Source organism: Bacillus sp. GbtcB14, assembly GCF_019091205.1.
Taxonomy (GTDB): domain Bacteria; phylum Bacillota; class Bacilli; order Bacillales; family Bacillaceae_G; genus Bacillus_A; species Bacillus_A cereus_AG.
On record NZ_JAGXJT010000002.1, the window covers coordinates 200,193 to 224,162 of the forward strand.

The following is a 23,970-nucleotide window of genomic DNA, read 5'->3' on the forward strand; positions in this document are numbered from 1 at the left end:
TTACCTCCAACTTTTTCGAAGAACCGTATAAATGCCTATACAAATAAGTAAAACGCTACCGCCTAACAATATAATTATTGTTGTGCTGATTGGCTTTTCATTCATTGTTTGATTACTTGCTACTTCATCAGCGCTTTTTCTTACAACGTAATCACTGCTAAACAAACTATTTTTCGTATCTTTAACACGATTATTTTCTTTTTGTTTTATAAAAAGAGAATCTCTTAAGGATTCCATCTCTTTTTGTTCTTTCTTTTTCTTTTTTTGAATTTCTTCTTCTATATCTTTATTAAATAACTCAATTGATGCTTTATCTAATTCTGTTTCCTTATGTTCCTTTTTATTTTTTTCTTGGTCTTTATCTTCAAAGCGGTCTACTTTAAACTGAATCTTTCCATCATCACCAAGATAACTGTCCGCCGCGCTCCTAATCGGTAGCGCGACAAACAGTAAAAGGAAACAAATAAATGATAACTTAACCACTATGCTCCATTGTTTGATCATTTACTTCTTTTTCCTCCCATTTCTTGTGCCATACAAATAGATTACTAACTAATCCTATAATGGCAATTACAAACAATACGATAAAAATAACTTTTCCTGTATCTTTACCGCTAATAAAATCATTTAGAAAACCTTCTATATATTGAAGCGGTGAAAATTGACGCAATTTACCTACAGAAGACATTTGGTCTACTTTACTTCCAACTGCTTCAGTTAAAAATAGATACATACTTAAAAATACTAATAAAATAAACATTCCTACCATTTTTATTTGTCGTAGTAAGTATGTTGAAACTAATACGAACGCCATCATAATGATTGTGATAAACGCAATCCATAGCAAACTTTGATCCTGACCGAATTTTAAAAGACGGCCTGAAATGATTCCTATACTGATTCCTTCCACAATCGATATTCCAAATGCTACTACTGTAGTTGGTACATTCATATCAATTAAAGAGAATCTCTCTTCAAAATGATCTGATTGCGTTCGTTTCTTTTCTTGATTCGCAATTGCATATGCTGTAAATAACGCAACAATGAAACAAGTTAATACGATTAAGTATGGTGTAAAAGCATTACCAGCTACAATTACCCCATCATTTTGTTTCTGAACTGGACTAGATAAAAACTCATATAGCATCTCATTTTGACGATCTCCAATACGACTATTCGCCAAAATCTTCGTAAAGTTTTTCGAGAATGCTTTATCATCTTCCATTTTCTTCGTAAAATCATTTAATAAAGAATCTGCTTTCGAAACAATTGTCGTTCCGCTATCTTGAATTTCTTTTGCTTGTCCATTGATTTGGTCAAATGTTTTATACACATCATCTGATGTCGCTAAACTATGCTTCGAACTTTCTACTAATGACTGAGTTTGCATCGTTAAAGATTTAATACCAGAGTCTAACGATAATACAGCGGTTTGTTCACCTGCATTATTAGTCGTTAATACTTGTTGCTCTTCCACTAACTTTAAGCTACTCTCACGCCATTTCGCTAAACCTTTTACATACTCTCCTAAATTTTGATTCATACTAGTCGCTTGCTGCATCGTTTCATTTAACTTCTCTGCTAATAGCATTGAATTTTGATCTGCACTAGTAATGAGCTGCTGGTAAGAGTCCATTTTTTGTTTTAAACCTGTCATATCTTGCTTTACTTCACTCGTAATACTAGCTGAAACAAGATTTGAAATTAAATCTATTACACTTTGCTTATTTAACATATAGTACAATGAATGATCGGTAGCAATCGTATCTAAACTTCCCTCTTCAAGCTTAGACCCCACATCATTCGTTCTTAAATCAATCCCATAATACACTTGATACAGACTCATTAAACCTTGATAACTTTGAACGGTCTCCACCGCTTCTTTAATTAATACATTAGATGTACTATCTGTTAACGTCTCAGTTTTTTGATGTACAACATGATTATTTGTACGTTCGATAACTTTTGAGCCACCACCTTGATTTTGGTTTCCTCCGTTATCTGTCCCTGTTCCGCCTCCTGGGTTTCCTCCGTTATCTGTTCCCGTTCCGCCTCCTGGGTTTCCTCCGTTATCTGTCCCCGTTCCGCCTCCTGGGTTTCCTCCGTTATCTGTCCCCGTTCCGCCTCCTGGGTTTCCTCCGTTATCTGTTCCCGTTCCGCCTCCTGGGTTTCCTCCGTTATCTGTTCCCGTTCCGCCTCCTGGGTTTCCTCCGTTATCTGTCCCCGTTCCGCCTCCTGGGTTTCCTCCGTTATCTGTCCCCGTTCCGCCTCCTGGGTTTCCTCCATTATCTGTTCCCGTTCCGCCTCCTGGGTTTCCTCCGTTATCTGTTCCCGTTCCGCCTCCTGGGTTTCCTCCGTTATCTGTTCCCGTTTCGCCTCCTGGAGTTCCTTCGGTGTTATTATTACTCTGTTCTGTCTTTTGAATGATAGGCTTTTTAACAGTGTTTACTAGCGGTATTATTCCATACTGCGTTTTATTTACTACATTTTCTACCTTGCTGTTATCTGTTTTTGTTCCTTCATTCTCTTTATTTGGTTCTTCTTTTTTAGTTTCTTCTTTTCCAGTAATAGTTTCTTTTTCATTTTTTCCGTCCAGTTTCCATTCCCACGTTACAGGAGAGAAAACATCGATTTTACTGTTTGGATCTATCAGTTTCACACGTAGGCTAATTCTTAAATCTCCATCATTACGTGCGGATATTGCAACTGTTCCGTTTTGCAAGAATTCGCTTGTACGGTCCACACCATCAATTAACAGCGAATCTGTACTTCCATATAGCTCAAAGCCACTAGGAATACTTACAGTCAAAGTTTGTGGAGATTCCATTCCAATTACTTTCGCTGTATCATTGAATATAATTCCATACTTAGAAAGATTCGCCTTAACTTCTTTCATTGCATTTCCTAAAGATATATTATTTTCAGGGTCATAATATAAATTATTTTCTTTATTATATTTATTCGTAAATTGGATTACGTTTTTCAATTGTAATTTCGTTACATCAGGCAAATCACTTTGTACGATTTCTTCCATGTTTAAACTAGGCAACTTCTTAATTAAATCTTCAATTTGTTTCTTGATTCGAATATCTGGTTGTTTCATTAACGAATTTATAACTACTTCATGTTGTCCATCATTTGAAATAGACTTTTGTAATCGTTTAAGGATCGTCGATTGAATGTCACTTTCTAACTTCCCTGCAAGTTCTGTATCATATTCTGACACTTGTTTTTTTACATCTGTTAAATACTTTTGAATTGTTGAAGCATCAGCTAAAATATTAGGATCTTTCTCTGAAAGCGTAAACTGATTTGCGATAATTTTATTCGCAGATTCTAATGCACTTAACTGCTTTAAAACATCGCCTGAATTCATATCACTCATATACTGATTAAATTGATTAGTAAAATTATTCGCTAACAGATTATTATCAGTTTGTATTTTTTGAAAGTTATTAAATCCTTCTAAATACGTATTATTAGATTTATTCCCTTCATCTAAAGCTTGACCAAACCCTTTTAAAACATCTTGGAACCCTTTAAAACTATTAACAGAAATACCAGTGTAATCTTGTACCGTTTTAAATTGGTTTGTGTAATTTGCCAACGGGCTATGTACATCTTTTTTATACATAGTCGTTTGATTGGTCCCTTTTTCAATTATTTTACCTATATTATCTTGTGCACCTTGCAACTTACCGATAACACTTGCAAAATAAACGTCGATGATTTGTTTATTAAAATCTTCTAAAATAGCAGAAGCTGTATTTTCTGCCTCGGCTTTCAAATCTTTATTCCCAGTTGCATTTACTTTGTAATTTAATGTTAATTTCTCTGGAAGTTCTGAATCAATTGCAACAGCCTTTCTAGAAAAATCGTTAGGTATTACAATCATCATATTGTAATTATTATTTTTCAAACCATTTTCTGCTACACCACGACTTACTACGTACCATTCTTGTTTCGTATTTTTATTTACATTTTTAACAAATTGATCTCCAAACGCTATTTTATTACCTTCAAATACAGTACCTTGATCTTCATTTACCAATGCAACTGTCATTTTTTGCGTGGTATTCTCATTTGCTTTCTTAACATTTTGATTTAACGCTAAATAGGAGACCCCTGTTGATAACACAAGAGCTAAAATAATAAACAACAAGATGCTCCACTTGAACTTTTTCACTACCTATCACTCCTGCGACTGTGAGTCTATTAAGTTAAAGACTTCGTATCTTACTCTAGTTTTAAAGTAATTTAGCCATACAACGTATAGTTGCATGGCTAAATTATATAGTTCTTTTTATCTGTCTTATTGTAGACCGAAATTACGAGAAAGATCTTCGTCATGTCTTGCAACAGCTTCTGCAGTTTTATTAAGCTGCATATTAATTTCTTGTAATAGCTGTGCGAAGTTTTGTACTTTTGGCTTTAATTGATTGAACTGTTGATCAAAACCTTCGAAAGCACGACCTTCCCATTCTCCTCTTAATTCATTTTGTAAGTTTTGTAGTTGACGTAAAATGTCCTCAATTTGATTTGCACCTTGTCCATATCGAGTCGCTTTCGATTTAAGCTCCTCTGGTGACATGCGAATTTGTCCTGCCATGAATAAATCCCCCTTAAAATTTAAAAATAGTAAAATTAACCAAAAATCAATTCTACAAATTGATTATATCAATAATTTAAAAATTTCTAAACAAAAAAATGGTATTTTTCCAAAATTTCTCTTTCACTATAATAACACTATATTATATAATACTAATTTATTGTTTTTTAGGCATACTCTATAAATCGACTATAAATTTAAAGAAAACCTTTTATTCCATATGTCTTTAAGGATTTATCCATTTTAAATCCCAGCAATAAAGTGTTCACTAAATCATTATTTTGTCCTATTTCATTTATGTAAGTTGATTCTATTTATAATGCCGGATACACCATTTGCAAATGCGCAACATATTCTCTTTCTCTATTCATTTTTCTCTTCTCCCACTCACAATATTTTTCTCACTTCAAAGTCATAATTACCTGTCTTTCAACAAAACCAAACTCTTCGTACATCTCTTTCGCAAAATTTCCAGCAAATACATTCAAACGAATTTCTGAATAATTCTTTTTTAATTCCTTAATACCAGCCCCCATTAACTTTCTTGACAACCCTTTCCCGCGGTACTCTGGAAAAACATACAATTCGTATATAAACCCTAGTTTTTCATGAGAAAAATAGTCCGTATTTTCTCCTATTAATATCCACCCCATTACATTGTTTTCTTCTTTAACGACTAAATAATATGCTCCCTTTTCTACAATCGGCCTTGTAATTTCAATCGCTTTCTCTGTACTTAACTGACAATTCCCCCTCGTGCCTTCAAAAAGCGATTGAGCTGCATATTGTATTATTTCATCCATTTCTTCCCGATTTGCCTTTTCTATCATTTTTCACAACTCTCTTCTTTAATAGGCATTAATATTGCTCGTTCAAGTTCCTCCGACTCAATTACAATTGCGATCAATCCCTTTTCCGTTCTCGTCTCATGAAATTCGCCCTTCTCCCAAAACACAGCCTGTCCCGCTTTCATCTTCACTTTTTCTTTATCTTCTCCACATACATATCCTTCTCCGTCCACAATAAGAAGCAGTTGCGATACAACTGCTTCATGATATCCGATTATTCCATTCTCTTGTAAATGCATAGCACCGATATGTACATTTCCTTTATGATTTAATATTTTCGACATTATGAAATTGGATTGAAATGCTGAGATTTGCTTTCCTACTTTTTCACCAAAATCAAAAATTTGCATTACGGGTCCTCCTTATACGTATAAAACCATCCTTACTGTCTGCATCATATGTCCATCAAAATCTTCTTCAAATTCCTCTAATTGTGCAAAACCTTTCGCTTCATAAAAACGTTTTCCTTTTTCATTCGCTGCTTCTACATGAATGTATAGTTTCCGAAGTCCTTTTAATTCCGTTAACCCTTTTTGTAATAAAGCACTTCCTACCCCTTTCCCTTGCTGATCTGGTAACAAATAAATTGCTCCTAATTCTGCTTCGTTTTGCAGTCTAACTGGAGAGAAATTCGCAAAGCCAATTACTTCTCCCTCTTCTTCCGCAACGAATAAATGTGTATTTTCGAGACGATATTTCATTTTTTCATCCGAATAGGCCTCGTCTAAAAAACTGTCTTGAATCTCTCTCGGAATAATGCCTTCGTATGTATCATGCCAAGCTATTTTCGCTACGGATTGTACAGCATGAATATCTTCTTGCTTCATCTCTCTAATTACATATGTCATCTCGTTGTCCCCATTCTCTTTAAATTATATTCTGCTAATATACTAGAAGAAATGGCAGAACCATTTTCATAATTCACCTTAATTAATTTTAATTTCTCAATTGAAGCTATTGCGTAATCAAATTTTTCATATATATATTCCATTACACTTAAAAACTGATTTGCATGTAACCTATTTGCAATCGTGCAATGCGGAACCCATTTTCCAGGCACATAATATGAATTTAAATTATCATGAAAAGTTTTAAAATAATCATGATAAGAATGATGAAACCTTATCAATTCATCGGTAATGGTCGGTGCTAGAAAAATCGTTCCATTAGTAGGGAAAATTCCAACAGAAGGAAAAGTGACCCCAGCCATATTTTCTTGAACAGCTACAAACTCCTCTAGTTTCTTAGTATATAAATTAACATCTAACTTATTGTAATCAGCTAATGTAATATGAGGTTCGACTCCTGCTAATTGATTTGTGCCAATGATATTTGTTATTTCATTTTGCAATTCTATAATTTTATTAGTAAACACACGATCAAATGTAGCAATCATAACATACATGCTTTCTCACCCCTTCGTTACACATAGCGCTTCCCATTCTTCACGAATCATTCCCATTCGAATAGAATCATAGTACGTTCCGTTATAGTATCGGCATTTGCGCATTCTACCTTCTAAAGTCATTCCTATTTTCTCCGCTACTTTCATCATTCGTTCATTACCAGACCAAGTCGTGATTCCTACCCTACCAATTTCCATCTTTTCAAATAGTAAATCTCGATATAGAGTTAAAGCTTCTGTACCGTAGCCACCATTCCAGTAATTTGGATTGTAAATAACAAGCCCCATCTCCAACCAACGCGTCGGTTTATATTCCCAATAAAACCCGACTGTCCCTATAATTTGACCGTTATGTTCTATAATTAAATTGGATAGAGGTTCTTCTTTTAAACGGGTTTGCATCCCCTCTTTATAAGACGGGTATTCTTGCATTGAAAACGGAAAATACGGTGCATCCCATTTTTTCCATTCTGGATTTTCTTCTTTAAATACAAGATCCCATAATGTTTTTATATCTGATTCTTTAATTGTACGAATTGTAACTTTATCCCCTTTTAATATTACGTTTTGCATAATTCCCTCCTACAATCCTCTTTATTTCATATATAATTATAATATTTTTTCAGAAAAATCAAAACTAATATCATTTATTATATTGTATAATTTTGTTATAAGGTATCAATTAAGGTACGTCACCATTACTTAGTTAATAAAAAAATAGGAGGTTACATCCCTCCTATTTCACCTTTTCTATCTCAACTAAAATCCCTTTCTCTATCCAACCTTCTACTCCATCTTTTTTTATTAAATCATATCCTGAACAGCTGTTATCAATGAGAGAAACCATGTCCCCTTTTCTTACACTTATTTGTGCACAAGAAATATCGGTTTTCACTGTGTATTCACCTGAATCAAGTTGCCTAATATATTCATTTTTCACAGAGAGTAATTTATTCGTTTCTCTTTGCTTACATACCGTATAATCTTTCATCTTCTCCATAGGCTCTATGTAATAATACGGATATGTCACCCCGCCCTGCATTTCTGAGTTCGCATTAAAATCTGCTATTACTTCATACTCCGGAAAATAGTCTACATATGTATAGGAAAACGTATCACTTGCACTTTCCCTCTGAATGATAAATGCGTTTAATTGTCCTGCTTCTTTAATCGCATTTCCGCCGTCAATCGCAATAATCTTTTTCTCCTCATCAATAACTGGATTGTTAGACGGTGCTTCATCAGAATAGTTCACAACAGGCCAATGACCTACAACTACATACTTATTTGCGCTATGTGTTTTATTGAAAAACTCCGGCATTGCTATCGCATTTTTTCGTTCTGTTTCTTTCCAATCCTCTCTATCTTCAAGGCCAGCATGTACAAAGATATAATCTTCTGTTTCAATCGCTGTTGGTAATTCTGTTAGCCACTGTATTTCTTTTGAAAAATGGCTCATCAATATGTTTTTCACTTCACAAATATCACTTGCTTCATTAACGGTAACGTTCAATTTCGCTAACCATTCATTAAAAATTGTATTCTTCCGCGTACATAAATAATGTATTAGCGCAGGATTTTCATTTACTAGTGCTTCAACTACCACTTCACAATTCCCTTCGACTACATAAACGTTTGGCTTGCTAACTACCAAATCCATCACATAGTCTACGACGCCAACGCTATTTCTTCCTTTCTCACATAGATCACCATTAATAATTAAATAATCTTCTTCTTTAAAATTAACTTTATGTAATAATTCCTTAAAAAGATCTAATTCTCCATGAATATCAGAAATATTGATGACTCTTACATCATTTGGTATAGATAATTTCTTTATTTTTTCCAAGTATAAACGCTCCTAACATTCTCCAAATTCAACATTGCCTTGTTAAGTTCTAATATTCGACAAATTATAATACTAGACCTGTTCCTAGCTCCAATCCATAAGAGAAAGTAGGTTCCATATATTTTTACACACGGAACCTACTTCGTATTATAGATTATAGCTCTTTATAAAAAGAATAACTTACCTTACTATAGCCCTCTCTTTCATAAAAACGATGTGCATCCATTCTTGGAAACGCAGATGTAAGAACGATAGAACTGCACCCTTTTTCTTCCCCCCATTTTTCTACATATGACAGCAGAACCTTACCATATCCTTTTGATCTGTGAGCTTCCGCAGTTACAAGATCATATACGAAAATATGTTTCTCATTATAAAAATTCGTACAAATCGCTACACCAGCTAGACTAACAGCTTCATCCTCTTCATTACGTAGCGAAAATAGTTTATAGTTTTCTTCTTGCATTTTTTGAAATAAAGAACTTGCTTCTTCTTTTGAAAGTTTCGTTCGTAACTGCTGTAGTACGGGAAATACATCATGTAAATCCGCTTCTGTTACTACTGCTTTAATATTCATTATAATTCTCCCCTTACTATTTATATAATTTTCTAAATGTTATATCATCATTATAGATAGCAACTGCCCTTAACTTAAGTGACAGTTTTATTCTTTTTTATAAGGCCAGTATAAAAAGGAGCGTATACAAATGGATCTGACTATCCCATTGCAATTACAAAGTAAAATACCCCTTTACTTACAAATTTACGAATATATGAAACGAGAAATCTCTCATGGATCAATACGTGCCGGTACACGCCTTCCTTCTCACAGAAATTTAGCTATGCAACTTAATGTGAGCCGTATTACAGTTGAATCTGCTTATCAACAATTACTAGCTGAAGGTTATGTAGAAAGCAAACCGAAACGCGGGATTTTTGTTGCAGAAGTTGATATTGATGTCATTCAAGCGAAACATCAAATTGCGTCAAACAGTGCTAACAATAAAGAAAAAGAACAATATGATTATGATTGTAGTCAAGGACTTATTGATCAAAAAGCTTTTCCGATAACAAGCTGGAAAAGAGCATTACACGAAACTTTATTTCAGTACGAAAATGAATTATTTGCTAAAGAAGATCCACAAGGTGAGCTCGTTCTACGAGAACATATTTCAAAGTATTTATATCATGCTCGCGGGGTACATTCTTCACCTGATCAAATTATTATCGGAGCAGGTACGCAGCCTCTTCTTTGGCTACTACTTCAACTACTTGGTTCAAAAAAAGAATACGGAATCGAAAATCCTGGATTTCACCGTATACCTGCTATGATTCAAAGTTCGGGCCTTCCCGTTCACCCTATCCCTTTAGATGATAAAGGGATTCATATTTCCGCTTTACGTGAATCGGGTTCCAATGTAGCATATGTCACCCCATCTCACCAATTTCCACTTGGAATCATTATGCCGTTATCTAGAAGACTCGAGTTATTAAAATGGGCGAATGATTGTAACGGATATATTATTGAAGATGATTACGATGGGGAATTTCGTTATATAGGAAAACCCATTCCTTCTTTACAAGGATTAGATTCAAATGAACGTGTTATTTATATGGGAACTTTCTCGAAATCTTTTTTACCTTCTTTACGAATGGGATATATCGTTTTACCACCTCATCTTTTAAGAGCCTATAAAGAACTTGGTGGTATGTTTAAACAAACAGTTTCTACGCTGCAACAACTTACCTTTGCCACCTTTATTCAAAATGGTGACTGGGAACGCCATATTAACCGAAGTCGTACGTTATATAAAAGAAAACACCTTTCTTTAATTAAATCTATTACAAATGAAATGGGAAATAACATTCATATACTCGGTGAACAATCCGGACTTCATATTGTACTCCACGTTCATAATGAGATGAATGAACAAGAACTTATTCATGCCGCTGCTAAACAACGCATTAAGTTATACCCTCTTTCCACATACGATTCTGTTCATAATGCACGGGAGGAGTCGTATATATTGCTCGGTTTTGGCAGTATTCCAGAGGATTGTATCGAAACTGTTGTCAAATTACTGAAAAAAGTCTGGTTCCCTAAATAAGAATAGCTCCACGCAAGTTATACTTACGTGGAGCTATTTTCATTCACTATTTTTCTGATCTCGCTGCCCTTCCCGGACGTTTGACACCAGTTGTTTCTGTTGAATAGGAAGCTTCAATGATAGCAGTTGGATCTACAGAGAGAACGAGATCTTTCATTTTCGGATAAATGAAACGGTTTGTAATACAATAAATAATTCTCTTTTCTTCTCCTAAAAAACCACCTTCTCCATGTAGATACGTAACAGATAATTGCAATTCTTTCATAAGTAGATCGCCTATTTCTTTATTTTTACCAGAAATAATCATAACGCTCTTTCCTTGATTAATACCATCTAATATGAAATCAATCATCTTCGTAACAATATAGAAAATTGCTAATGAGAACATCGCTTGTTCAATTGAAAATAAAATGGCAACAAAAATGAAAATAACAGCATTTACAGCAAGTAAAAATGTACTAATCGGCACTTTAAAATGTTTATTCATCCAAACAGCTAACATTTCTGATCCATCAATTGCTCCGCCCATTTTTACTACAATCCCTACACCAACACCAAATAGAACTCCTCCATAAAGAACAATTAACAATTCAGAAGTTGTAATTGCTGGAAATGGTTTTAAATAAATCAATCCGAGTGTTGTAACAACATTTGCATAGGATGTACGGATAAAGAACTTCTTCCCCATTACTTTTGCAGTAAATAATAAAATCGGGATATTAATTCCTAAGAACACTCCATACAGTGGCAACCCTGCAACTTTATTCGCCATAATAGCAATGGCCGTTACCCCGCCATCTACTAATCCATTAGGTGCTAAAATAAGTTCTAATGAACCAGCTACAATAATTGACCCAATTGTTAATAATACGTATTCAAATAATCTTTTCATTCATTACCCCCAAAACTTATATATTTTCTTAGTATTATTTTAACGTAATTTTACTACTAATTCAAAGATATGAGTTTATATACACAAAAGTTTCACCTTTACAGTGATTTTTTATGTAATTTATTTAAAAAACACACTTACGTATTACAGTAAGTGTGCTCCAAACATTTATTTAAGTTTTAAATATGAATTCATCCGCATTTTAAATATTTCATCAACTGCCCTATTATATCCACCAGCATTTCTAAGAGACTCACCAACTTTACGACTATTTGCTTTAAACGTCACATCCTCCATTACTTGTTTTACAGTCTCACGTAACAATTCAGAAGTTAATTCTTTACGATTAATCCTTATTCCAGCCCCTACTTCAGTCACTCTTTTCGCAACTAAAGGCTGATCTCCTGTTACCGGAATTACAACTAACGGGACACCGTAATATAGTGCTTCACTCGAACTATTCATACCACCGTGTGTCACGAATACGTCAGCATGCTGTAAGACTTCTAATTGCGGCACGTAATTATACAACTTAAAGTTATTCGGAATGTTTTCAAATTGATTTATATTTATCTTCTTACCAACAACTAATACGACTGTCGCTTCTACATCTTTAAACGCTTCAAAACATTTTTCATATAGCTCCGGTTGTTCATTAAAAACTGTTCCCATAGAAACGAAAATCAATTTTTCATCTTTTAAATCTTCCATAGGAAAGCTGTCTACTTCTTTTCGAGTAGCAATTGATGGGCCGACAAACTTATACGATTCATCGAATACATCTGAACGCGGCTGGTATTCTTTTGAAGTATATACGATAGTAATATCACCAGGATGATTCATAATATCATACATACTATTACATTTCATTCCATACTGCCTATTCCATTTTTCCATTCCCGCTAAACAAGATTGATATAATGGATTCGTTTCATCTACTTGTCTTGATTCTTGCTCATCATTAAAAGTAATGTACTGATTAAAAGCAAATGTTGTACAAGAAGAAACGCTAGGTAATTTTAAAACATTGGCTATAATACGTCCTACGGGAAAATGATTATCGTATATCAAATAATCGTATTTTTCCCCTTTTGTTTCTTCTACAATTCGAGTCACAATACGCTCTGATGCTTCAATCATATGAGATAGCATCGTCAAAGGACTCCCACCTTCATTTACTCGTTCCATAATATTAATTTGAGAGAGAAAATTCTCAAACACTCGGAATTCTGCACCTGTTTCTTCAATCTTCTTTCTATAATCTTCAATACAATACGAAACAACTGTCTCCCCTCGCCGAATTAACTCACTTACAATAGCTAAAGTCGGATTAATATGACCTTCTCCAGGGAAATTTATTACGAGTACATTTGCCATCATATTCTCTCCTATCTAATATAATTAATAATTAATTATATTAATTAATTTAAAACTATTATAAAGGAATCTATTCTACTTCTTCATATATTTCTCTTCATTTTATTATTGAGAAATATTTTTCAAAACCTACATTATAATCCTCATAAAAGTACGCTAAACTCTTCATTTACTGAAAAATACAAGATTTACATTCAGGCATTTTTACAGGTGTATCATCAAAAACATTATTTTGATAATTCATACAAAACTAGAAAAATATAATTTCCACATCAATTTCTCACAATAGATTTATTTAAGTTCTATGTTGTCCTCATCATTATCCACTTGGAACATATTCTGTTATATAATGAATTTATAGAATTTACAGAATAAAGGAGTACCTTCATGCTACAACAACTATTCACTTCACCTATTTTATCTGTTCAAACTTTACATCCAGGTTATGAAGACCATGCAAGCGATGTGTTTCTTGTTAAAACAGTAGCTGAAGAGGTTATCGTTCGTTCCTCAAAAATGACTGAAGAACCAAACAATGATTTTTGGTGGGGATGCAAAAACCTTTTTGGAATTGATCCAAGGAGCGTCCATCATTTAGAAACTGTACATACATTGCTGCAAGAACGTACTAATCTACCCATACCAACAATATTAGAAAAACATATTTTAAATGGCCGTGAATTCGTTGTAGCCGAAAAGTTAATAGGTAACACAATTCACTCTTTTATCGGACAATCTGATTCCATTTTATTCTGCCTTGGAAAAGGACTAGCAGAAATTCATTCGTTTCAAGCAGAGTTTATCGGAAACCCATCAAGTACTTTCCAAGTTCCACTAGAAAAATTTAAGTCTCACATATTAAAAGTCAGTAAAGAACTTGTAAATAGGTTTTATTCCGATAATGCGAGCATCCGTAACGCATTTCCTACTTTTGAGTCACAGCTTTCTTCCTTGCCAACACCAAGGGAATCTACGCTCATTTTAATTGATATGGACCCTACTCAGTTTTTATCAGATGGCGCAACTATTACGGGCTTAGTAGATACAGAAGCCTATGCAGTTGCTCCTCGGGAATTTGATTTTATCGGCTTAGAATATGTATTTACAGAAAAAGAGGCTCATGCTTTTAAACAAGGTTACGAAACTATTATGCCTATTCCTCATCTTGAAGAATGTAGGCCCCCCTATCGATATTTGTACCGATTATTATCTGTTCAAGGCAGTGTGGAGTTACAAAAGTGGCTAAGTCATCCATCCTATTTTTAAATAAGAATGTGAGGGGTTATGAAATGAATATTGAACAAAAGAAATCTTTAACAGTAAACGAAATTCAGCACATGAAAAATTTAGCTCATATATGCGGACAACACGATCAAATTGATTATTCGTCAGATTTACATGTAAACTTTTTAACTACTCGTAACAAAGAAGAGATAAATGATTTTCTATTTTATGACGATACTCAATTAATCGGTGCATTAAGTATGTATGACTTTGAAAGACCAACAAAATTGGAGTTAATGGGGTTTGTTCATCCAAACTATAGGAAACAACATATAGGCACGACTCTTTTACAAACCGCAATGAAAGAAATACGAATAAGAGCGGCAGATGAAGCGCTTATTATTATGAACGGGGATTCTACTTCTGGGAAAGAATTTGCAAAACATATGGAGTTACCCTATTTATATAGTGAATATAGTATGGAGTTCAAAGCAAAAGAAGTTCAAAAAACAGCACAGAATACTATACACCTTACTCTTGCATCTTCAGAATCATTTCTTGATCTTATTGAAATTTCCAGTAAAGCTTTTGGAGATTCAGTAGAAAATACCACTACATGGTTACAAAAGATGATGAATTCATCTTCTCATCAAGTTTATAGTGCTCGTATCGAGGAAAAAGTGATAGGAACGATTACAGTTTCTGAGCAAGAGCAATCTACTACTCTATCAGGATTCGCAGTTCATCCTTCTTATCAAGGTAAAGGATACGGCCAAGATATTCTTAGGTACATGGTACATACCCTTATTACAGAAGGAGTTTCAACAATTGAATTAGACGTTGAAACAAAAAATAACAATGCTTTAAAACTATATACACAATGTGGTTTTGAAATTAAAACGAAGCATGACTATTATAATTTAATGAATTTCGAGGTGAATACATATGTGTAAAAAACCAATTTATTCTAATTATGATATTTTTGCAGACATTTATAATAAACATTGGGGACATTTTTCTGAACACTCCTATCCAGCCTATCATAAACTCGTTTTACAAGATGCACTTCCCCACTCTCGTATATTAGACCTTTGCTGCGGTACTGGTCATCTTACTAGGAAACTACTTGATCATAATTTTGTAGTAACTGGTATAGACGGTTCTGCTCAAATGATTGAACATGCACTTCACAATGCACCAGATGCGTCCTTTATCGTCGACGATGCACGTTTTTTCAAAGTAGATGAGCCTTTCCACTATGTCATCTCAGCCGGTGATAGTTTAAATCATATACTGCAATTAGATGAGCTAAAAGATACTTTTCAACATGTTTATTTAGCATTATATGATGGAGGTACATTTGCATTTGATATGAATATGGAGAAAAGTTTTCTTGAAAATTGGATTGCTTCGTTTCATATTTCAGCGGAAGAATATGTATGTACGATTGATTCTACATATGATAACGAAAATAAAAAAGCAGAAATGAACTTTATACTATTTCAACATGATATAGATAATAATTGGACAAGAAGTGACTTTTCTTTTGAAGAAGCTTGTTATTCCAATGAAGAAATAATTTCTTCGTTGAAATCTGTAGGTTTTAAGAACATTCAATTACACGGTACAAATAGAGCTTTTTTCATTTGTCAAAAATGAAAAAACTGAATCATAACGATTCAGTTTTTTCTTAATATATTTACGACAGCAGTCGTTTCATTATTTTCTTTATAAACACGTGGAATTCTTCTGTCTAACATACATGTAACTTCATAGTTAATGGTACCTAACATATCCGCTATTTCTTCTACTGCGATGTTCTCTTCACCTTGTTTACCGTAGAATACTACTTCGTCTCCAACTTGTACTGGCATCGCTTTTGAAACGTCTAACATGAGCTGATCCATACAAACACGGCCAATAACAGGTACTCGAACTCCATTTATTAATGCATGCCCTTTATTAGATAACTGACGATTATAGCCATCAGCATAGCCAATTGGTACAGTTGCAATCCATTCTTCACCAGTCGTTACATACGTATTCCCATAACTTACACCGCGATTCTTCTTCGCATGTTTAATATGAGCTATTTTTGATTTTAATGACAACGCAGGCTGTAAAGAAACAACCGAATGATCTACCTCTTTTGAAGGATACATTCCATAAATCCCAATACCTACACGGACCATATTTTGAAATGTATTGCTGAGTTCCATTGATCCGGCACTATTTGAACTATGAATATATGGGATATGAATCCCTAATTCTTTTGCTGTATTGATAGCTTTTTCAAATAAACTTGTTTGCATATTCGTATATGATTTATCAATTTCATCTGCAGTAGAGTAATGCGTAAATATTCCTACTATCTCTACATACTCCATACGGTTTAATTTTTCTAAAAATGGTTTAACCTCTTCTTCTTGTAAACCGATACGACTCATTCCTGTATCAATTTTCACCTGAATTTGCGCTTTCTTTTGAAGACCGTTTGCGATTTCATTTATACCTTGTAAATCTTCACTTCTATAAACAGTCATCATAACGTCATATTGAATTGCTTCTTCCGCAGCTGCTACTGATGTATAACCTAAAATTAAAATCGGCACGTTAATTCCTGCTTCTCTTAACTCTATCGCTTCATCTACAAATGCAACTGCAAGCTGATTTATTCCTGCTTCAATAGCAGCTTTCGCAACTTCAACTGCCCCGTGGCCATACCCATTTGCTTTTACAGCAGCCATCATTGCAATATTTTCATCATTCACACGCTTTTTAAATTCTTTTACATTATGTTTTACTGCATTTAAGTTAACTTCAACAATTGTATCTCTTCCATATTTCAAACTCATTGGTCTAACTCCTAACTCAATAATTGCATTCCATTCTATTTCATGTTTCATATGACCTTTTACAATATAATACTTTTCAATATGCTAGTCAAACTACTAGAATTTTCGGAATTTTGAGTATGATATAATACCCTTAAGAAACTATTATATACGTAGAAGAGGAGAATTACAATGTTTGTACAATCTGCCTTACATCAACTAAAAATTGCTGTTGACACTTCTATTCAAATGCTTAACCAATATAATGAAGATAGTTTAAAAATACAACCAATTCACTCGAAGCGATCAGTATTTGAAATGTGTGCACATCTTTCTCTTATTTGCCATGCGGATTTACTCATTTTAAATGGTAGTACGGAAAAAGAGTTACGTACCTTTTATTTAGAACATACACCAGAAACAATTGCGTACATGCAACAAACAATGCTTGAAGGGTTCAACCTTCTCTCTAAAACATTTCTTTCCTATTCCCAAGAAGAATTAGCAGAAGTTATGACTGCCTATTGGGGTGTTTCTTATTCTCGATTTGAATGGTTACTTGAAATTCTCTCGCATTTTTATCATCATCGTGGGCAAATTCATATTTTATTGTGCGAGCATATGAAAGATCCTAACATACCTTTATTCCAATAAAGGCATGTTAGACGACATGAAACTTCTCTAAAGCAAATAAAATACCACCTTCACTTGATTTCTTTGTAACGAAATCCGCTCTTGTTTTTAACTCTTCTCCGCCATTCCCCATCGCAATTCCTAATCCTACATATTGCAACATCTCAATATCGTTTCCACCATCACCAAAAGCAATTGCTTCTGATTTACAAATGTTTAAGTGATCCAATACTTTTTGAATTGCGGTGAGCTTCGATACTTTATTATCTTCCAATACATTTATGACATAACCATGAAAACGGTCGAATGTAAGCATTGGGTATTTTTCAATAAATTTTTGAGATTCTATTTCATCCGCATACAGACATAAACAATAGATCTCTTCAGACAAATCCTTGCTTTTTTCAGGGTACTCCCCTAAATTTAACGTCTCGCTAAGCGCTTGCATTACACGCTCATTATCTGAGGCTATTCCGTTCATTGTAAAACCCTCAGTAAAATAAGAAATACCGTGCCCATGTAATTCAGCAAACCCCGAGATATCATGAACGATTTCACTTGAAAGAACCGATTTATGTATAACTGTTTCTCCACACTTGATATGCGCACCATTTGCAGAAATAATTGTATGTATGCCCAGCTCTTTAAATTGCAAGCATAAGCTATATGGTCTCCCTGTTGTAACAACTACGTGAATTCCTTTATCTATTAATCTTTGTATCGCTTCTTTTGTACTTTCGTGCATACTTCTATCAATCTCACTTAAAAGCGTACCGTCAGCATCAAAAAACACTACTTTGTACACGGGTCTTTATATCCCGTCCAAATGATTCGTATCATTAATGAAATGCACCGTTTTTTGTTCCCCATCAATTTCAATTAAGCTTATTCCCGTATCGCCCATTTTAAAATAATAATCCATTGAAATTGGCATTTTGAAAAACGCACGTAATAGACTATTTATTACACCACCGTGTGCAACGATTGCAATTCGGTCATATGTATTCTCTGTCACGATTTTAGAAAAAATCCCTTCTATTCTCATTCTAAATTCAATAAATGATTCCCCGTTTTCAAAACGATCATGAAGAAACTTTGGCTCTGGATATTTCTTTGCTTCTTCAAATGATAAACCTGCTTGTACTCCATTATTGAACTCCATTAATTCCTCTTCTAGTTGAATTGGGCATCCAATTGCTTCAGCTAACGTTTCACCAGTTTCACGAGCACGTTTTAATGTACTTGCCCAAATGAAATCTGGCGGAAAATCTGCTTTCACTTTCTGTACAAGCCTTTGCACTTGTCGTCTTCCTTTTTCTGTTAATTCAAAGTCAGCTCGTCCTTCATGTACATGTAAAATGTCCGCTTCGGATTCACCGTGACGTATTAATAATATTTGCACTTGTTTCCCACTCCCTCGTTTAATATTCACAAAATTCCATTATATCATATTTTAAATTTTCTTTAACAAAAATATATTACTTTGACAGTTTTTTAACCCATCTAGTAAACGTGTTACTCCACTTAACAATTCCAAGCACTCTAAACTTATTATTCTTTCAAAAGTGACAAACAAAAAGTCCTATCCATAATGGCAAAGGACTAATATTTTTTATCCTACTCAAAAATAAAAAGAGAAATGGCATCCCATTTCTCTTTTTCACTCTTATTGTTCTTTTGGTGTATCTGAAGAAGGCAATTTCTTCGCTTGTTTTTCTTTAAAGATTTCTCCAATTGCCCCGAGAGTACCAAGTGTTTCAATTGCATTAGACGGAATAAAGACTTTATTTGCTGGTCCTTTTGCAACCTCAATCAATGATTCAAATGATTTATAAGCAAGTACGCGTTCATCTAAATCTGCTGCACGAAGTAATTCAATTCGATTTTGTTCTGCTTTTGCAATTTCCTCAATCGCTCTTGCTTCCCCTTGCGCTTCTAGTTCCTTTGCTTCTTTTATACCTTCAGCTTCTCGAATACGTGCTTCTTTATCCCCTTCAGCCATTAAGATTTTACTTTGCTTTTCCCCTTCAGCACGAAGGACTTTATCTTGTTTTGCAGCTTCAGCTTCTAAAATGATGGCACGTTTATTACGTTCTGCTTTCATTTGTTTTTCCATTGATGCTTGCACATCTTTTGGCGGATTAATATCAACAACTTCAACACGTTCAATACGAACGCCCCATTTTTCTGTTGCTTCATCAAGTGCTAAGCGAATTTCTGTTGAAATTTTTTCACGACCAGATAACGTTTCATCCAGTTCCATTTTACCGATGATTTGACGCATCGTTGCAGAAGTAATGTTACGAACACCATATTCATAGTTCGAAATACCATATGTCGCAAGTTCTGGTTCCACAATTTGATAGAAAATAATTGTATCAATTTCTACTTGTACATTATCTTTCGTAATTACCTTCTGCGGTGGTACATTCGTTTGCTGAATACGTAAGTCGTGATATACGCGAACGCGGTCTACAATTGGGATTAAAATATTTAATCCTGGCTCCATAATACGCTGGAACTTACCAAATCTTTCAACAACTCCAACTTTTTGCTGTGGAATAATTTTAATTGTTAATGCGATAAATGTAACAACAATTAGTGCTAAAATAATGGTTAATGTCAATCCTACTACCATATTTATTCACTCTCCTTTTTTACTTGTAATATAGTACTATTTCTCTTTATAACAATAACTTTTTCTCCAGCATCAATTGGATTATCCGCAATAGCTGTCCAAGTATCTCCATCCACCTTCACAATGCCATTCGCTTCATTTGTAATCGCTTGCATAACGATCCCTTTTTTACCGACTAGCATATCTACTGTATCAGTAAAACCTTTTGCTTCTCGAAAGTTTTTTGAAATTCTTTTCGTAAAGAACGTCAATGTTAAACTTACAATTGCACCAGCAACAACTTGTAACAGTAGTGCTTCAGGAGCAAACAAAGCAATTAGACCTCCGACAACAGCTCCAATTCCAAGCCAAAGCATGTAAAACGTAATCGACAACATTTCCGCAATAAATAAAATACCAGCTATTATAAACCAAATTACCCAAGCAGCCATATGCAACCCTCACTTTCTTTCTCATTTTCTATATGTATATGAAGAAAAGAATGGTTTATCCGCCCTTTTTAATACGTGGGCGCTTACTACAAGCTATTGTACATATTCACTGTTATAAAAAGTATTAATAAAATACTATATTAATATATTCTTCATTATACATGAAAATCCCTTTCAAAAAGCGACAAAAAAATGAAATTCTTTCGAAAATTTAATTTTCAATTTATAATTATTTTAACTACTAAAATATTATTTTTTAGAAAGGTGGTGTGCTTGTTGCAAAGTCGTTCATTAACTTACTATTTAGGAGCGAAAATATGCATTACTCTCGCTGACATCGTATACATCATGATTATTACAACTCATATGTATATCGCAACGAAATCAGCTACATTAACCGCTCTTTTTCCATTAGTACAAGTCATAACTAATCTTATAGCAAATACATCTGCACCACTTATAATGAATCGTTTTTCATCTTATTCATTACTTTTCACACTACAATGGACAAAAATTGTTCTATTATTTTTATTAATGATATTATTCCCAGCCCTGTCCACAAACATTGTAGCACTATTCATTTTCATTTTTTTCATTTCTTTATGTAGCGGCTGGAGCGCACCGTTATTATACGGTATCCTTCCTCGCCTTACACGAAAAGAACAATTAGTAAAAGTAAATAGTATTTTTTCCTTTTCCATACAAATTGCGCAAGCCGCTGCTTATTCATTTACAAGTGTTATAGTTCTTCTTATCGGTGCTGCTTCTACACTCATGATGAATAACATTTTGATGATTTTTGGATGTTTTGCACTACACCTTGCATTACATTCCATACATACTGAACGAGTAATAGAGCCTTCTTCTTCAAAAGGTGCTGCTTTATTGGAAGGTTGGAAACTCTTATTTCAGAACCCTTCTCTCCGCACTGTTACATGTATGGACTTAATTGAAACTTTCGCAGGGACAATATGGATCGGTGCTATTACAATGGCTTATGTAACAACTATCCTTCATAAAGGAGAAGAATGGTGGGGATACATTAACACAAGTTATTATGTAGGGACGTTAATTGGCGGGATATTAGCGTGGAAAATGAGTACATACATTCAAAATAATTTAATACGCTCCATGGCAATAGGCTCTCTTATGTTTAGTATTCTTACATTTTTATATGGTATGACAAGTAGCGGGTTTATTGCGCTTTTTCTATGCGTTCTAATGGGGCCATGTTATCAAATTAGAGATATTTCTCAAACAACAGTGTTACAATCTAGTGTTCCCCCTACTTTATTATCAAAAATGTATACAGCTCATGGTGCACTCCTCTCGACAGCTTCTGGTCTTTCTATGCTTAGCGTTGGAATTATTACCGACCTGTTCGGTGTTCGTACGATTTATATTCTCGCTTCTATCCTTATATTGTGCTCTGCTTGTTTATCATTTAACTTATTTAAATATGATAAGACAGAGCAAAAAGATATTTCACTTTAATTAACAAAACAAATAGGACAGGAATTCCTGTCCTATTTGTTTATTCTTTTTATGACAAATTGGGAATCTTTCTATGCTTTGTCGCTTGTTCAAAAGCGTATGCTAGTTTAATCAAGGTCCCCTCAGAAAAAGCAGTACTTGCAAGAGTAATTCCAAACGGTCTCCCGTTATCCATATATCCCGCTGGTATCGCTATAGATGGATAACCTGCCTTCGCACATATAGTGGAGCCGATATAGGAAGGGAATAGAATCGCATCAAGATTATATTTTTTCAGTGTGAAGTCAATGCCTTGTTCTTGCGAAAAATATATATCTTCTAATCTTGCATTTAAATATTCAGAATTTCTTAACGTATTAGGAAAACCTTTTCTTCCTTCTAACTTAGTTTGCCCATATTTCAAAGCTCTTTCTGCTATGTTCTCGTTAAACTCCATTAACTCCGAAATAGAATGCACTGGAATCGTAGAAGGTAATGTAGAAAGATAGTTATCTAAACTATGCTTTAGTTCATAAAGCGGTACTCCCCAGCTCCATTCTCGATGAAAAGACGGAATATCAATATTTTCTACTACTGTCGCTCCCTCACTACGCAATACTTCAATTGTTTCCTGAAACAATTTTTCATCATACTCACCAGATTCATAATAATCTTTTGGCGCATTACTATATCCACCAATCTTTGCTCCATGTAAGCCATTAACATCAAGATATTTTGTATAATCATGTTCTGCTATACCTTCACTTTTATGAGTAGCTACATCTTTCTCGTCTAACCCAGTTAAACTCCCTAGTAAAATAGAAGCATCTGTTACTGTTCTAGCAAATGGACCCGCTGTATCTTGTGAATACGTAAACGGAATAATGCCTCTACGACTAATTAGACCAACAGTCGGTTTAATACCGACTACAGAGTTTTGAACAGCTGGACTTAAAATAGAAGCATCCGTTTCTGTCCCAACAGATACTACTGTAAAATTAGCAGCAACTGCTATCGCAGATCCTGTACTTGAGCCACCAACAAACATATCATCCTCACCTGTACCGTAAGGGTTTATTGTTTGCCCACCTCTTGCACTATATCCAGCCCACATGTCAAATGACATTGCATTTGCTAATTCTGTCATATTTGTTTTCCCTATTATCACTGCTCCTGCTTCTCTCAGTTTCGTAACAAGAAATGCATCCTCACTACTAATATTTTGTTCTAGAGCAATCGTACCTGCACTTGTATGCATGGAATCATTCGTTTCAATATTGTCCTTAAGTAACACAGGTATACCATGTAATGGACCTCTTATACCTTTAATCTTTCTTTCATAATCTAATGCTTCTGCAATAAAGACAGCATCTGGATTGATTTCTAAAATAGAATTAATTTTTGGTCCATCTTGATCATATTTTGCGATTCTATGAAGGTAATACATAACTAATTCTTTTGAAGTTAATTGCCCAGCTTCCATCGCCGCTTGTATATCATGAATATTTAATTCTTTTTGTAATCGTGCATTAAACTGAATCTCCACCTTCATTCTCCTTCTTTAAAAGTTTTTATTGCTAACATGTATCTATTACTTTTTCATTTTCTCCGCTCCTCACTTATACGACTACAACCCCTTTCAAAGAATT

The 23,970-nt window shown here is 34.2% G+C and carries 24 protein-coding genes; 6 read left to right on the forward strand and 18 right to left on the reverse strand.

Annotated elements, in window-relative coordinates:
- From essA to KVT31_RS06060, 10 genes are all read right to left on the reverse strand, one after another.
- Entirely contained in the window at positions 1–504 is a 504-nt protein-coding gene (essA, locus tag KVT31_RS06015) for a type VII secretion protein EssA (protein WP_088096180.1), read from the reverse strand.
- On the reverse strand, positions 476–4,186 hold the full coding sequence (gene esaA, locus KVT31_RS06020; RefSeq protein ID WP_217613516.1) for a type VII secretion protein EsaA: 3,711 nt from the start codon (positions 4,184–4,186) through the stop codon (positions 476–478). The genes essA and esaA overlap by 29 nt, the downstream gene beginning before the upstream one ends.
- A gap of 126 nt (positions 4,187–4,312) precedes the next feature.
- Entirely contained in the window at positions 4,313–4,609 is a 297-nt protein-coding gene (locus tag KVT31_RS06025; protein WP_000918601.1) for a WXG100 family type VII secretion target, read from the reverse strand.
- Positions 4,610–5,010: 401 nt separating this feature from the next.
- Entirely contained in the window at positions 5,011–5,439 is a 429-nt protein-coding gene (locus KVT31_RS06030) for a GNAT family N-acetyltransferase (RefSeq protein ID WP_088096178.1), read from the reverse strand.
- Positions 5,436–5,807 carry a cupin domain-containing protein gene (locus KVT31_RS06035; RefSeq protein ID WP_088096177.1) on the reverse strand — a complete coding sequence of 124 codons (372 nt, stop codon included), beginning with the start codon at positions 5,805–5,807 and terminating at the stop codon, positions 5,436–5,438. The genes KVT31_RS06030 and KVT31_RS06035 overlap by 4 nt, the downstream gene beginning before the upstream one ends.
- A gap of 12 nt (positions 5,808–5,819) precedes the next feature.
- Positions 5,820–6,305 carry a GNAT family N-acetyltransferase gene (locus KVT31_RS06040; protein WP_088096176.1) on the reverse strand — a complete coding sequence of 162 codons (486 nt, stop codon included), beginning with the start codon at positions 6,303–6,305 and terminating at the stop codon, positions 5,820–5,822.
- Positions 6,302–6,862 (reverse strand): 2'-5' RNA ligase family protein, encoded by a 561-nt coding sequence (locus KVT31_RS06045; RefSeq protein ID WP_088096175.1) that lies wholly within the window; start codon positions 6,860–6,862, stop codon positions 6,302–6,304. Before KVT31_RS06045 ends, KVT31_RS06040 begins: the two co-directional genes overlap by 4 nt.
- 6 nt (positions 6,863–6,868) lie before the next feature.
- The gene (locus KVT31_RS06050; protein ID WP_088096174.1) at positions 6,869–7,435 is read right to left on the reverse strand and encodes a GNAT family N-acetyltransferase; all 567 of its coding nucleotides are present in this window, start codon (positions 7,433–7,435) and stop codon (positions 6,869–6,871) included.
- A gap of 163 nt (positions 7,436–7,598) precedes the next feature.
- Positions 7,599–8,711: a metallophosphoesterase gene (locus KVT31_RS06055; RefSeq protein WP_088096173.1), complete on the reverse strand. Its 1,113-nt coding sequence runs from the start codon at positions 8,709–8,711 to the stop codon at positions 7,599–7,601.
- Between the two features lie 154 nt (positions 8,712–8,865).
- Positions 8,866–9,288 (reverse strand): GNAT family N-acetyltransferase, encoded by a 423-nt coding sequence (locus KVT31_RS06060; RefSeq protein ID WP_088096172.1) that lies wholly within the window; start codon positions 9,286–9,288, stop codon positions 8,866–8,868.
- A 130-nt stretch (positions 9,289–9,418) separates the two neighbouring features.
- Between KVT31_RS06060 and pdxR the strand changes: the two genes are divergently transcribed.
- The gene (pdxR, locus tag KVT31_RS06065) at positions 9,419–10,819 is read left to right on the forward strand and encodes a MocR-like pyridoxine biosynthesis transcription factor PdxR (RefSeq protein WP_088096171.1); all 1,401 of its coding nucleotides are present in this window, start codon (positions 9,419–9,421) and stop codon (positions 10,817–10,819) included.
- Between the two features lie 46 nt (positions 10,820–10,865).
- Here pdxR and KVT31_RS06070 read toward each other — a convergent pair whose 3' ends face one another.
- Positions 10,866–11,711 carry a YitT family protein gene (locus KVT31_RS06070; protein WP_088096170.1) on the reverse strand — a complete coding sequence of 282 codons (846 nt, stop codon included), beginning with the start codon at positions 11,709–11,711 and terminating at the stop codon, positions 10,866–10,868.
- Positions 11,712–11,879: 168 nt separating this feature from the next.
- Entirely contained in the window at positions 11,880–13,088 is a 1,209-nt protein-coding gene (locus tag KVT31_RS06075) for a macrolide family glycosyltransferase (protein ID WP_088096169.1), read from the reverse strand.
- A 387-nt stretch (positions 13,089–13,475) separates the two neighbouring features.
- On the opposite strand from KVT31_RS06075, the gene KVT31_RS06080 reads away from it, so the two are divergent.
- The 3 genes from KVT31_RS06080 to KVT31_RS06090 are packed head-to-tail and all read left to right on the forward strand — an operon-like array spanning position 13,476 to position 15,971.
- Positions 13,476–14,354 carry a nitrate reductase gene (locus KVT31_RS06080; protein WP_088096168.1) on the forward strand — a complete coding sequence of 293 codons (879 nt, stop codon included), beginning with the start codon at positions 13,476–13,478 and terminating at the stop codon, positions 14,352–14,354.
- A gap of 23 nt (positions 14,355–14,377) precedes the next feature.
- Complete coding sequence (locus KVT31_RS06085) at positions 14,378–15,265, forward strand: GNAT family N-acetyltransferase (RefSeq protein ID WP_088096167.1); 888 nt, start codon at positions 14,378–14,380, stop codon at positions 15,263–15,265.
- Positions 15,258–15,971, forward strand: coding sequence for a class I SAM-dependent methyltransferase (locus KVT31_RS06090; protein ID WP_088096166.1), 714 nt, complete (start codon positions 15,258–15,260; stop codon positions 15,969–15,971). Before KVT31_RS06085 ends, KVT31_RS06090 begins: the two co-directional genes overlap by 8 nt.
- A 20-nt stretch (positions 15,972–15,991) precedes the next feature.
- Here the strand turns inward: KVT31_RS06090 and alr are convergent, their stop codons facing one another.
- Positions 15,992–17,167 carry an alanine racemase gene (gene alr, locus KVT31_RS06095; protein ID WP_088096224.1) on the reverse strand — a complete coding sequence of 392 codons (1,176 nt, stop codon included), beginning with the start codon at positions 17,165–17,167 and terminating at the stop codon, positions 15,992–15,994.
- A 171-nt stretch (positions 17,168–17,338) separates the two neighbouring features.
- Here alr and KVT31_RS06100 point away from each other — a divergent pair, with 171 nt between their 5' ends.
- Positions 17,339–17,800 (forward strand): DinB family protein, encoded by a 462-nt coding sequence (locus KVT31_RS06100; RefSeq protein ID WP_088096165.1) that lies wholly within the window; start codon positions 17,339–17,341, stop codon positions 17,798–17,800.
- Positions 17,801–17,807: 7 nt separating this feature from the next.
- Here the strand turns inward: KVT31_RS06100 and KVT31_RS06105 are convergent, their stop codons facing one another.
- The 4 genes from KVT31_RS06105 to KVT31_RS06120 all read right to left on the reverse strand — a co-directional run bounded on the left by KVT31_RS06105 (position 17,808) and on the right by KVT31_RS06120 (position 20,848).
- On the reverse strand, positions 17,808–18,584 hold the full coding sequence (locus KVT31_RS06105) for a Cof-type HAD-IIB family hydrolase (protein WP_088096164.1): 777 nt from the start codon (positions 18,582–18,584) through the stop codon (positions 17,808–17,810).
- Between the two features lie 6 nt (positions 18,585–18,590).
- Complete coding sequence (locus KVT31_RS06110; protein WP_088096163.1) at positions 18,591–19,181, reverse strand: histidine phosphatase family protein; 591 nt, start codon at positions 19,179–19,181, stop codon at positions 18,591–18,593.
- A 264-nt stretch (positions 19,182–19,445) separates the two neighbouring features.
- On the reverse strand, positions 19,446–20,417 hold the full coding sequence (locus tag KVT31_RS06115) for an SPFH domain-containing protein (RefSeq protein WP_088096162.1): 972 nt from the start codon (positions 20,415–20,417) through the stop codon (positions 19,446–19,448).
- Between the two features lie 2 nt (positions 20,418–20,419).
- A complete protein-coding gene (locus KVT31_RS06120; protein WP_088096161.1) occupies positions 20,420–20,848 on the reverse strand; it encodes an NfeD family protein in 429 nt (142 codons plus the stop codon).
- 276 nt (positions 20,849–21,124) lie between these two features.
- Between KVT31_RS06120 and KVT31_RS06125 the strand changes: the two genes are divergently transcribed.
- On the forward strand, positions 21,125–22,342 hold the full coding sequence (locus KVT31_RS06125; protein WP_140392432.1) for an MFS transporter: 1,218 nt from the start codon (positions 21,125–21,127) through the stop codon (positions 22,340–22,342).
- Between the two features lie 49 nt (positions 22,343–22,391).
- On the opposite strand, the gene KVT31_RS06130 is transcribed toward KVT31_RS06125, so the two are convergent.
- Positions 22,392–23,867: an amidase family protein gene (locus KVT31_RS06130; RefSeq protein WP_088096160.1), complete on the reverse strand. Its 1,476-nt coding sequence runs from the start codon at positions 23,865–23,867 to the stop codon at positions 22,392–22,394.
- Between the last annotated feature and the right edge of the window lie 103 nt (positions 23,868–23,970).